Source organism: Lacticaseibacillus salsurivasis, from assembly GCF_036246225.1.
Lineage (GTDB): Bacteria > Bacillota > Bacilli > Lactobacillales > Lactobacillaceae > Lacticaseibacillus > Lacticaseibacillus salsurivasis.
In genome coordinates this window covers 1-12,247 of the sequence record NZ_BTTP01000028.1, presented here as the reverse complement: position 1 = coordinate 12,247, position 12,247 = coordinate 1, and the positions used below count along the sequence as shown (strand labels likewise).

The following is a 12,247-nucleotide window of genomic DNA, read 5'->3' as shown; positions in this document are numbered from 1 at the left end:
TTGTACCCAACGCATGAGGGTTGTGTGATGCACGAAAATACCACGGTCGCGCATCATTTCAACTAGATCTCGATAACTGATGTTGTAACGCAAGTAGTAGCCTACGGCAAAAGTAATCACTGATTGATTGAATTGCCGTCCTTTAAAATGATCAGTCATCTGAAAACCTCCAGTTTCAATTCATGATACAGGATGCACTCTCCCTGAGTAAACTTTGCACCAGAACCCGGTTCAGTATGATGCCACGTGATCTGCAAGACCTACTCCGCAAGTCAGTTTGGACTGGCAACAAGGCCAGAACAGAGATGGTCTTGGATACCGCGGAAAGCATGGTTCAAGACACCGATTCAGGGGACTCAATGCGCAGTGAATGGCTCGATAATCTCACCAAGCTTCGGCGCTATCTTGACCGAAATTGGCCTTACATCGAGGCACTTTCGAATCGACAATTGGATCGGCGTGGACTTAAAAGCTGTGAGTCTAACCATAGACGGTATACGTATCGGACCAAGCTGCAGGGCCGTTCATGGACAAGAAGTGGTCTGATCGCAGAGTTGAGGATCATTGACGCGCTGCAGAACGATGATTACCTCAGCAGTCTGGAAGCTACGGCGTTTCTGGAAACGCAAATCAAGCCAGAAGTGAAGACCACGCTTCGGAGCCTTCAGCTGTTTGGGCCAGCGCCCACAACGCACCAGGGTGCTTATCAGGGACGTATAGCGCTGTACGCAAGTACTAGTTCGGGCACTGGTCACCTAAGCACACATCTTCAACTGAACCCACTCAGTAGGCCAGGACGACCGGAGCAGGAATGGCGTCAGGGGTGACGTCTGTGTTGGCGATTTATCGCCTACACAGAGGCCGAGCTTTGAGACTCGCAAAGCGAGGCTCAAAGTCGTGCCCACCCCGTTCCACGCCAATTCCTGTGGAGGTCGTCCTGGCCGGCAGTCGAGCAAAAAAGAATAGTTCAATTAGTGGAACCGAGAAAGACTTGACACATACGCGTCCCTTGGCTGACTTCACTTAACCGGAAAGCCATGCTATAATTAAGACAAGCGAAAAGGCACCCCATAAGGAGTGCCCTTCCACAGCAGAACCGTTTAAAGAACGGTGGCAAACTATCACAAACTAAAAGCCGCGACGCCCGCCAAAGTCGAAGCGGCTTTTAGTTTGCTTATTTTTTCCGGCCGAAGCCGATCGCCTTCATCAGTTGGCGTACTGCGTTGACCAATCGCGTGACCGCGAGGACAAGCAGAGCTAGCGCACTGACAAAGGCCGTGATTGTCGCCAAAGCGCCAATCATAAGCAAACCCGTACCTCCTTTCGTTGGAATTCAAGGTTATGAACCTTACGCCCATAAGCCTCACCTTCTCTCGAATACGAAGATACCACCGCTCATTAACTTTTCTCCTTCCTCTATTATACCACAAAAAAGCCACCAAGCGCTTAGAGCCACAGGCGTTTGACGGCTTTTTACATGTTGAAATTCGTGTCTCAAGGTAGCCGCCGCGCGGGCAGAAGGCGAAGCACAAGCGGCCGTCCCGGCCGCGTTTGGCGGCGCCACGCCCGCTCGCCAAACCGGCAACAATGATCTCTGAGCATGCAAACAGAAAACTATTAACCTAGTCCGCGGCACGGCCAAAATCAGCCGTACTCGCTATTTTCACTCAAGGCCGCCTTCTGCCCGCGCGGCGGCATAGATCGGGTACGCACCCGATCTACAGTGCTCAATAGAAGAAACAGCGTGATCAGCCAAAAGGAGGCTGCCAAGGGCGTGCTCTCCAGTGACTTAGCGTTCCAACCTGAATTGCCCTGTTTTGTAGTTGATCTTGACTCCTGCCTGCTGGTTAAAGATCCAGAGGTTTAGCCGCAACCCGTTCGGGTCTTTGAGGGACTGCACAATCACTTGTACACCGCGTGGGACCCGCTCCGACCTACTATATATAGGGATTGCCTGGTACGCAACCGCCTCGTCCTGGTGTGCCTGCAAGTAATTCCATGTGAGGGTTTCAGGATAGGCCATGCCCCCGGGATTACGAATGTCGTTGGTGCCAACGTTTTGTGCCCGCGTGCCAAGAATCACGTTGTGGGTTTGCATATCTCCATTGAGTGACCAGGCGACCAGGTGCGATTTGTTGTACAAGTATCCCTGGTACCCCGTGAGTTGCACGATACGGTTGTTGTTAGTGCCGCCGTGCCACTCCTTCTCTACCGAGTCTTTCGTTGCCGTGTACTTGGCGTGCAAATACTCGCCAGAAACTCGCGTTTCTTCTGGGAAGACGGGCCGGCTGACAACACTACTGCTGTGAAACATCATCGACTGATAGGTGACGATTGCCGTCACGCTTTGAGTTCTTCCGGCGCGATCTAAGGCCGAGTAATCAGTTGTTGCTGTGATATAGCTAGGTTCCTTCAAATCGCGGTTTACGGTGCGAACCAACGCGCCTTCAAACACTGGTTTGTTATTGCTCACCACCATGTAGTTCTGCGGGTACTTTTCAATGCTGAAGGGTGTTTTGATTAAAGCGTTGTCGGCCTTGCTGTTCTCTACTGTGGCTCCTGGAAGGAGGCTAGATAAACCATCAACTGCCTTACAGCCACTGAGCACGATCAGGGCGGCCGTCAGTGCCAGGAGGCGGCACCAATATCTACTATTCACTGTTCCCTGCCCCTATTGTGCGACCGCTTGAGCGGCGGCCTGTGTGGCCTGCTGAGCTAGTGCTGAGGCTTGCTTTTGGGGAGCGGCTGCCTTGACGTCTGGTGCTTGCTGGTACTTTCGCTCGTCCTCTTTATCAACGGCGCTATAACCATAGGTCTTGACCAAGTAGGCCATCTCCTGCGGCGAGTCAGCCTCAAACAAACCCTTATTGAGTTGATTCGCCTGTACGGCCTTTAAGTGGTCTTCACCATCTTGGTTCCGTTCTTGAATCACCTTGAGCGCGTTCTCGTCATCTTTCTTGACATAAATCCGGTCGATCACGCGGGAGGGAAACCCGCTCTCGTTTTGCACCTGCTTCAGCCGATCGTTCCAATCTTTGATTTGATACCTTACCGGTTTAACGCCCAGGTTTTCGTACTGCCCGGTATATGACTTTATCTTGGTAATTACTGCCTGTTGCATGGTTGAATCGAGAGCCGGATCCAGGCGTTTGATCAACGCCTGATAGTCCAGACCATTTTGCCCGGTCAAGTCGTGCATAAGACTGGCCAGCTGGCCCGCACGTTCTCCATAAGCGTCACCTGCCGCCATGCCATCGCCGTGAGTGAAACCACCCTTCAGGCCAAACCAGTTATTTACCTCCTTATCGTCGTGGAAATTGGTCTCTACTTTATCCAGGGCCGCTAACGGTTCCCATGGGACCCCGGCTGCCGCGGCCTGCTGTTGCAGAACCTTCAGCCGTGCTTGCGGGATTGCCAGGTTATCAACCATGAAGTGCCCGTATGGAAGAGTCTCCCCAGTTTTGACATTCACAAAAGCGTGCTTGTTGATCATCTCATCAAAGAAGCGGTGCCCTGCCGGGTCATTGTCAACACCAAACCCAACGCGTTCAGGTGCGTTGCCGGTGCGGGTGTGATAGTAGACCATAGCCTTAATCACTGACTGAGGCTTAAGACCGTCCATCGCAAAGAACATGGTGTCTCTAGTTTGTGGATGCAGACTCAAGTAGGATAAGGCGTCGATTGGTGACTCAAAGACATACAGTTGTTTCGGGCGGCCGATGGAAAAGTTGAACCCGTAGTCCTGCTCTGAGTTCTTGGCAATCTGTTTAAAGGTGCCGCGTGGGCCATTGCGTTTCTTGTCGATTGTCGTGCCCTGGATCGAAGCACCAACGCGCTCGCCGTCGTGCGCCCAGACAAACACAGCGTTGCCCTTGCTGTCCTGCTGAATGAAGCCGCGCTGGTGCAGTTGATCCACAATCGAGGGATTCAGGCCGCGCGCCAACGTTAGGTAATCGCGGGCCCTGGTAAAGTCCTGAGAATTTTGAATGTCGTATACAAAAGGCTGCCGGTCTTCAGCCGTTACGTTGGTGGTGGATAGACTGTCATCGTTTAAAGCCGTCACTGCCTTTTGGAAGTTATCAACGCCGACGACCTTCATCATGAAGTCGATGGTTGACCCGCCCACCTGACGGCTGTTCCAAATGAATTGGTTCTTCCGGGCATTAACTTTGAGCGAGTCGTGCTGATCCCACGACCAATAATCGCCCCCATCGTGTACCAGGTTCACGCCGTTCTTAGCGGCAACATCAAGAATCGAAACGGTCTTGGCGTGCAAGATCATCTTCTCCGTGATGCCCTTATTGGCGGCCTTTGGTTTTGCCTTCTCTACTGTTGGTTCTTCCCAATTGACCAGGTAGTGCGTGTCCGGTGAGGAATGCGGCAACTCACTCAGCAACGCGTTGTTTCCCCATTCCTTCAACGCGTCTTGGCTAAATTCCAGATGACTCTGCGGTCCGCCATCCTTGGCAAAACTGGTCAGTTGTAGGTCTACATTCGGGCGACTGCTCTTAGTCAGCGTTGCATACAGACGCTCTTCGCCGTTGACGTCTACCTGAGTGATTTTGAGGGCCTTACCTGCGTGTTCACGAAGCTGTTTGAGCCACCACGCGCTGGCCTGATCAGACTTGATCATGATTTCGCCCAGGTTTCCTTTTGCCGCGTGTGGTACCTCTGGTACGACCGCTGCCGGGTCTCGTTGCTCTGATTGCTGCGGCTGCAATTGATCGGCTGCGGGTGCCAGCGTAACGGCTGGTGTAGCTGCCGCTACTTCATAACTGCCATCACGCACGACCTTCCGCTGAGCTGCGGTCAGCTCCTGGCCTTCCATGATCAGTGCCTTGCCAGACTCAGCGACCAGGCGCACAACGCCTGTTGCGGCATGAACTTGGCCCCATGGTTCGACGTGCCCATCAGTTACATCCACCCCTGGGAAAAGGCCGAGAAGGTCGTTGTGATTGACGCCACGGGTTCCCATTTCATATTGACCACTGACGATGCTGCCGTTGCGCAAAACAAAGATGCCTTCACGCGGGTTGGTCGTCAGTTCATCGCCAATGTCGGCCAAGTATTTGAGAATTTGATCATCAGTGACCGGCGTAATCGTTGCTTCTGTTGCCATCTGTCATTCCTCCTTTTGAGCACAAAAAAATCGCAACCTGATTGGCTGCGATTCATCGTTCAGGGCCATAGCCCTGATTCTGCTGACGCTGACGGTCAGCTTCTTTTTCATCCTGCATTCGTTCATAGTCACGCTGTGCTTTCGCACGCGCCTTCATGTCGCCGGAAAGAGCCCGGCGGATTGAAGACAAGGCTTGGAAGATGCCCTGGTTCGGTTGGCCTTGCTGGGCCTTGTGGTAGGAGGACCCGTTCGGATGCTTCTTCCTATAAACCGCGTCGTCTGTCTTTCTCATCTCGCTCAGGATCGAGTTTCCCATCCTGGCGTACAACTCATCATACTTACCGTATTCGTAGTCCTTCGCCCGGCCAGCCTCCTTGCCTTCCTGCCCAGAACCGTAAAGTGCTTCACGGAAATCCGTCTCGGCCTTCAGTGCTTGATCAAACTCTTGCAGCTCTTTTCCGTGGTACCGCTGCATGAATTTGGAGCTAAAGACGTCGAGCAACGGTCGGACTTCTTGGAGCGCGTTCATGTTGTACTTCCACTTCCGCTTGTCATCAGGAAGTGCTTTGTAGATCTGTTGGTACAATCGCAGCAAGTCAAAGTCCGGGAGCTTACTCCAGTCATAGTCATGCTGCGGAAGCTCATTACGTATCAGGCTAGAGAGACGAGCAAGCGACTGATTGCGGTTGATTAACTCATTTGCGATTGACGACTTAAAGGCGGAAATTGTCGAGCGCTTAACCATTCCGTTTGCCGCTTCTTTTGCCTGCCCCTCGGAATCATGAATCATGATACTCTGGCGGGTTGGTTCGGGTTCAACAAAAGCAATATGCACGTGAATGTTGTCGGTATTAAGATGAATTGATGCTGACCACACCGCCGTGTTGGCTAAACCTTCATTTATTAGAAGACCACTCATGCCATTACGAATTGTCTCTTGCACTTTCTCCTGGTCGAGCTGCTTACTTTGCAGATCATAAAGCCCGTGGTCTGCGAGAAAGCGGTTATCGAAACTCACCACGGTTTGCCACATTAGCGAGCCATTTTTCTGTGCGAGCGCAAATTGCCGTTTCAGCACGGTGCGTTCCTCCTGCGTTAAAGAATTCCTACCTGCCGTGAACAACCCTTTGCTCTTTTCTGGGTTATTCATGTAGTGGTTATAGCCGTCGAAACGGTTAACGTTCCAGTCCTTGAAGTGATCACCGCGCATTGCGTCCGGCCTATCCATATAGTTCACGTAACCGCTGAACTTCTTGTCGGCTGCTGGGACAAATTTCATTACGGTCACGATGCCGGGTGACTTACTCATCCTCATCACCCCGCGTCGATCTCGTTAGCTTATCCTTACGTGCGACCTGGTAAGCATGGATCTGATCCGCGACCTGCTTCTGTGTTGCGGTAATAGATTCCGCCATAACATCGGTCACCGGAATTGCGTCTTCCATGCCACTGATAATCAAATACGAGTTGAGTAAATTTGTGAGAACACGCACGTTCTTGTCTACATAGCCCGTCCGAATACGAATCGGATCGAGCTGAGGTTTAACCTCCTTGGCGATTGCTTTTGCAAGGTTCTCTTGGTCAGCGACCTGCCGTTGCAGTTGCCGATATTCTACAAAGAGATGTTGCAGTCCATCACCAAGCGTACGGATGCCATTTCCCTTCATGTAGTCGGCTAGCCACTCCCAAGACAGTCCATCCTTGGAGGTATCCTCAAGCATGATGTGCTTCCGAACTTTTGTCATTGCTGGCCTCCTTATCCGTGCTGTAATACTTTGGTGAAACTGTTAAGAGCTTCAGTCGCAGCCGTCAATATTTTCTCGTTCTGTTTCAACACCTCCGACATATTTTGCTTGTCATCGTCAACGTAATAGTGAGTCGCGTGTGCGTGGATTAACCATCGCAGATATGCTGATCGTGACATTGCTTTCTCTTTTGCCATCGTGTCAATGATGCTCAAATCAGCCCCAGAGATACCTCTAATTTTGACTTCGCTCGTCAACGTAATCGCCTCCTGTTTTCTACTGCCGCTTGCGGCGGAGCGGTTCAAAGACCTGGCTGGGGCGAAAAGCCCAAGCCATTTGAAAGAGCATAATAGAGATCTGTCCCCACAAAGTGGTGAAACCCGCAGTGCGGGTTGATTTATCAAGGCCCCATAAAGGAGCACAGAAACCCACGATTTAGGTCATTACGCCCACTGGCGCAAAACACCCAAACCCACGATTCAAACGCCTACGCCCACGCGTTTTCAGCAAGGCCCACGATAACCCGTGAAAAACCCACAGGGATTTTCATGCTATTCCAACTGCTTCTGGTACTTTTCACGTGCAACGCGTGCAGATTGGATTGATTTTTGTGCAGATGTTCGTTCGGTTTGCTGCGTCTTCAAAGAGCTTTCGGTGTCCGAAATATTTTGCTTTGTCGCAGTTTTTTGCGAGCCAGTTTGAACGGAAAGCGAAGCTTTCTGCTTCTTCAAAGTTGCCTTGAGCGTGGCGATATTAGCGTCAGCGTCCTTCACTTTTTGACGGTAAGTGGTGATGCGCTTGCCGTAAAAATGAACCATGTAGCTGAAGTATTCCTGCTCCAAAACGTGATCAGATGGTGTTGAACTCCGGCCTGAACTGGTGGCCTTTTGAATGCTAATTGGCTGCGAAGATAACATGGAAAGACCGCCGTTTAGTTGCTTGTTTGTTCCGATAGCGACGTACAGACTTGTCTGGTTATCAGGCAACTTCTTCACAACCAAGGCGTAGAAATCTTCGCTCACTTGAACCAGCTTTGCTGGCAACTTTTTATTACAACTAGTCACCTAATACAGAAAGAACCAATCTAACATAACCTATCAACTGTTTACGACAGATCATGCCGAAACATTAACACCCCCCACACCAACAAATCACTACTCACTAAACCGGGAACATTTGTTCGTAGACCGATTATACAACGAGCTACAATATCCAACAACAAGACCAGAGAAAAAGAGAGGGCGGTACTAGATATTGTTAAGGCAATTGGCATATTTAAAATCCGCGTGCAGCGGGGGCTGGCGGCGCCTCGAATTGAAACGTCTGTGGCTTAGAATCGCTGCGACTTCCGATCCGCAGCAATCGCTGTACGTTCGCGACCAGGTCACCTGGCACAAGCGTGGCTGCATTCTGTTTACTCTGTTTCACGTACTGCGCAATCATGCGAGCCGTAGCAATGTAGATGCCCCCGGCCCGGCCTCGCACCCGGCGCACAGAAAAGACGCCCTGGGCGGCCAGCTTATTCAAAAGCCGCGTCAGCGACTGGGATTTGATACCAAGAATGTCTTGTAGGACGGCACTAGTGAAGAAGGCATGCCCCTTCACCCGCTCTGATGCCTCACTGGACTCCACGAGGTGTAATAGATCCTGCCCCCACTCCCACAGGTGGCTGTATTGTCGCTCAGCACGCGGCTTGGCAAACTTGGTCCAGCGGTTAGCTGTTAGCTTTCCCTGGGCATACGGTGCATACTCGGCGACCAGCTCAGTGATATAAGCCGTCGATGCCCCAGCATACTTACCAGAGTAGGCCGACTTGACGATGCTGTGTACTTCACGAACGGGCAGTGGCTGCTTCTGATGCGCATTCCACTCATCGGCGTAGTAGTAGCATTCATCCAGCGATTGCTTGGATCCATACATGGCCAGGCAAAGCGTCAGTAGTGTGTTGTTGCGGCCATACCCGGAGTGCTCAGCACACGGGATCTGTGCTTGTGTGAGCGCCTTAAACCACCCGCTACGGGTCTGCGCCTGGTATCCACCGCTCTCACGTTTCTCAGCGCCAACCTCAGACACGGAGTGCTCAGATTTCGACCACTTCAGCAACATTTTGAAGCTGGTGGTCATTCCTGGCTCATAGTGCACCAGGTTTCCGACCCGCGGCATACGGAAAAAGCCGAAGTGGTTTGCCCCAGTATCAACTTGAGGGATCCGTTCGGCGATAGTGGTGCGAATAGCTTCGCTCACATGTTTGGCGGCAGCCAAGGCCGGCATATAGCCGTCCTCTTGCTTTTTCATCCATACCGGACTAGTGAGCACGTAGTAGGCTTGATACCCGCGAGGCGTGGCGAGAATAGCTGTTGGCATCAGCATGTAGCGATCTGTTAGCTGAATCCAAAACAAGGACTCATCCAGCTGTAATGGATTCGGGCACTTATCAGCAGTCCAATCGGCATCGACGACAAAAGCATTGATAGCCTTCAGATTGTCTTCCGAGTGCCCAATCATAGCCCCAGCCTTAGAGTACGTCCCGTAGCGGAAAAGGTTCGGAGTCCAGTGCGACGCGCCTTCGTGATCTAGGATGGCTTCTTGAGAGGTCACGACTAGGCCGCGAGCATCCTGAAGCTGGTCCTTATGATTGACGATAAAGACCGCCCCAGTCTTGGCGGCAGTAGCGACGGAACGGTGAGAAATAGCCAGGCGACTGCCCTTGGTACGCCGCAATGGTAAAGCGTTATGTAGAATTTCGGTAATTAGCTGTGCTGCATGACTCATCTGCACTGCTCCTTCCTAGCCAAGGTACGAAAAAAAGGATACGCGAGTTTAAGATCTCGCCCATCCTGCTAGTGGAAGAAGTGCAGAGGCTACCGATTGGCAGTGGGTAGTCTTGCACTTAGCTATATTCGTGTTACAATGCGAGTATAGCCGAGAGGCGAGGTACATGCAAATAAGAGTGCCTGTCAAATACTTTTGATGGAGTAGGCAAGCATTCTGGATCCTTCTAAACTGGATGACAATGTTTTTTGAGGCCGGCTGCAACCGGCCTCTTTTTTGTGCAACACGTTAAGAATGATTGAGCAATCTTCCCAACGTGCCTTTAATGTACCTTTCGAAATCAGGGCTTGTCAAGTGTTCCTCAAAGTTTTATACTTTAGTTGTTACATATAGTATACTTTTATGATTTTGGATTTTTATATTTTTATACTTTATGCCAAAGTATAAAACATTCAGATCCTAGACATTCACTGGAAGTCTTGAGCCAGTAAGCTAAAGCACAGCGCTTCGAAACATTCGGGTATAAAAGTATACAAGTATAAAATTATATAATTATACGTTTATACTGAGGAGGAAATTGACATGACCCAAGTAATTACGACAGGCAACTTTAAGGGGGGCGTTGGTAAGACCACCAACGCTGTCATGCTAAGTTACACGCTCGCCAAGCAAGGCAAAAAAGTTTTACTCGTCGATTTAGATCCGCAAGCAAACGCCACTGATCTACTTCTTGCAACGATGGCGGAGGTGTTTCAGTCAGTCTCTCTAGAACAAGAAGCAGATGGCAGCGTCGTGGCGTATTTCAAAGACACCGGCGAAAAGGTCTTCAAAAAGACCTTGTTCTACTCTATTGAGAATAAGGACTTGTCTCAATCCCTGATTCCAGTGACCAAAAATTTTGACATGCTTCCGTCGAACAAAGACCTTCAGCAATATGAAGGGTTACTGTATCGAGAATTTGACACTGACTACGAACAAGATCACTACTTTTCAAGCTTGCTTGAGCCACTCAAGGCAAAGTATGATTATGTTTTACTGGATGTACCACCACAACTGAACAAGTATACCGATTCAGCACTCGTGGCATCTGATTTTGTAATCGTGGTTCTTCAGACTCAAGAACGTGCACTCAAGGGTGCCGAAAAGTTTGTCGAACACTTACTGCAAATCCAAGATGATTACAAACTGCAAGTGGATCTGTTAGGAATACTTCCAGTTTTACTTCAAAATGGAGCGGATTTAGACTTAGACGTGCTTGGAGATGCAGCCGAAAGGTTTGGGAGCGGTAACTTGTTTAAAACACAAGTGAAGCAGATGGCCCGGCTCAAGCGCTTTGACCGGACTGGTATTACTGATAATCCGCGCGACATTAACGATCGGCGTGTGCACGCACTCTACAGTACACTGGTTAGTGAATTGGAACAGCGCGAAAGGCTTTTAGGAGGTAAATAAACATGAGTGAAGAGCGAATTGGTCTTGGTAGTCTTAGAAAGAACAAGACACCAAGACCCGTTACCATTGCTCCTGAAAATGCAGCAAAAGAAAAACGGACGATGCCTGACCAGATTCTGGACCACAGTGGTCGTAAACGAGCATCCGAATTGCCAAAGTCAATCCGAATTGGCCTTGATACGCACACCGCGCTTCAGACAATTGCTTTACTACAAGACAAACCTCTATACCAGGCACTCACGGATATTGTAGAGAACTATGTACAAGAACAACCATCAGCGGTCAGAAAACAAATTCGCGCTAATGTAATGGCAAAACAAAGCATGACTAAAACGCTGTCATAAACCGTTGGGTTGACACTCATAAATGCGTGATTCTATAATTTTATACTTTTATACATTTATGATTTTATACTTTAAATATCTGTCTTCGCAATTGCTGGCTGGAGGTGCATCGCTATTGATAGCCACCTGGCTTCGCCGGTGACTATCAGGCAGACAGACTCGGAAAGATTGCCAACTATCCTCTAGGTCGAAATGTATCTTCGTCAAAGCATCACAGCACTCGAAAAAGGGAAATGGGGAAATATCCCCGTTTCCCGAAAGGGATAATTCCCTGTATACGCGAGTCCTCGACGGCAAACAGTACCAAGGTATTGTAGTACCTTGGTACTGGCAACTACAACTTGGGTTCGATACACTTTTATGCTTTTATGATTTTATGATTTTATACTTTTATGCTTTTATACCTTTACATCGCTACACTTTCACACAGTGACAAAAGCTGACTCTTGAACAGCAATTGGCAGATTTAAAATCCGCGTGCCAAGGGGACTGACGATCCACCATCAACAGGAGGGGGACTAAAGATGAACAACGTGATAACTGTTCTCAAGTATTTCTTCATCGTTATGTGGAAATTATTCGAGGGTTCTGGTGCAAAGTTGAAATTAAGTGTAGATCAAAGTGACTGTGTTTAGTGGTTGTATCCTATGCCGCTAACAATTGGTCGACTTCTTGATACGCTGAAAAGCCGAAGAGGCCTAGCTTCTTTCGGCTTTCTTTGTGTATCGCATGCATGGTTTCAATGCCGTATAATGTCCTAGCTGCTGTCCGAGTGCTCTGATAACTTGCGGAACGAACTTGTTGCCGCTTAATAA

Annotated in this window: 10 protein-coding genes and 2 pseudogenes; 3 read left to right on the top strand and 9 right to left on the bottom strand. The window is 49.8% G+C overall.

All coding sequences use genetic code 11. From position 1 onward, the window contains the following. Positions 1 to 159: pseudogene (locus AAA927_RS12415) on the bottom strand (IS6 family transposase); the annotation flags it as partial. 62 nt (positions 160 to 221) lie between these two features. Between AAA927_RS12415 and AAA927_RS12410 the strand changes: the two are divergent. Beyond that, positions 222 to 777 (top strand): annotated as a pseudogene (locus tag AAA927_RS12410) (ISLre2-like element ISLca4 family transposase); the annotation flags it as partial. Between the two features lie 397 nt (positions 778 to 1,174). On the opposite strand, the gene AAA927_RS12405 reads toward AAA927_RS12410, so the two are convergent. The 8 genes from AAA927_RS12405 to AAA927_RS12370 form a co-directional block, all read right to left on the bottom strand. Beyond that, the gene (locus AAA927_RS12405) at positions 1,175 to 1,309 is read right to left on the bottom strand and encodes a hypothetical protein (RefSeq protein ID WP_272029365.1); all 135 of its coding nucleotides are present in this window, start codon (positions 1,307 to 1,309) and stop codon (positions 1,175 to 1,177) included. Between the two features lie 480 nt (positions 1,310 to 1,789). Beyond that, positions 1,790 to 2,659 (bottom strand): DNA/RNA non-specific endonuclease, encoded by an 870-nt coding sequence (locus tag AAA927_RS12400; RefSeq protein ID WP_338218114.1) that lies wholly within the window; start codon positions 2,657 to 2,659, stop codon positions 1,790 to 1,792. 12 nt (positions 2,660 to 2,671) lie between these two features. Beyond that, positions 2,672 to 5,119 carry a DUF3991 domain-containing protein gene (locus tag AAA927_RS12395; RefSeq protein ID WP_338218113.1) on the bottom strand — a complete coding sequence of 816 codons (2,448 nt, stop codon included), beginning with the start codon at positions 5,117 to 5,119 and terminating at the stop codon, positions 2,672 to 2,674. 52 nt (positions 5,120 to 5,171) lie between these two features. Next, positions 5,172 to 6,428: a MobP2 family relaxase gene (mobP2, locus tag AAA927_RS12390; RefSeq protein WP_338218112.1), complete on the bottom strand. Its 1,257-nt coding sequence runs from the start codon at positions 6,426 to 6,428 to the stop codon at positions 5,172 to 5,174. Further along, a complete protein-coding gene (locus AAA927_RS12385) occupies positions 6,421 to 6,864 on the bottom strand; it encodes a hypothetical protein (RefSeq protein WP_338218111.1) in 444 nt (147 codons plus the stop codon). Before AAA927_RS12385 ends, mobP2 begins: the two co-directional genes overlap by 8 nt. 11 nt (positions 6,865 to 6,875) lie before the next feature. After that, complete coding sequence (locus tag AAA927_RS12380; protein ID WP_338218110.1) at positions 6,876 to 7,121, bottom strand: hypothetical protein; 246 nt, start codon at positions 7,119 to 7,121, stop codon at positions 6,876 to 6,878. Between the two features lie 294 nt (positions 7,122 to 7,415). Then, on the bottom strand, positions 7,416 to 7,886 hold the full coding sequence (locus tag AAA927_RS12375; RefSeq protein WP_338218109.1) for a hypothetical protein: 471 nt from the start codon (positions 7,884 to 7,886) through the stop codon (positions 7,416 to 7,418). A 253-nt stretch (positions 7,887 to 8,139) separates the two neighbouring features. Further along, positions 8,140 to 9,636 carry a primase C-terminal domain-containing protein gene (locus tag AAA927_RS12370; protein WP_338218108.1) on the bottom strand — a complete coding sequence of 499 codons (1,497 nt, stop codon included), beginning with the start codon at positions 9,634 to 9,636 and terminating at the stop codon, positions 8,140 to 8,142. 582 nt (positions 9,637 to 10,218) lie between these two features. On the opposite strand from AAA927_RS12370, the gene AAA927_RS12365 reads away from it, so the two are divergent. After that, complete coding sequence (locus tag AAA927_RS12365; protein WP_338218107.1) at positions 10,219 to 11,088, top strand: ParA family protein; 870 nt, start codon at positions 10,219 to 10,221, stop codon at positions 11,086 to 11,088. Positions 11,089 to 11,090: 2 nt separating this feature from the next. Beyond that, complete coding sequence (locus tag AAA927_RS12360; protein WP_338218106.1) at positions 11,091 to 11,432, top strand: hypothetical protein; 342 nt, start codon at positions 11,091 to 11,093, stop codon at positions 11,430 to 11,432. Positions 11,433 to 12,247 lie beyond the last annotated feature (815 nt).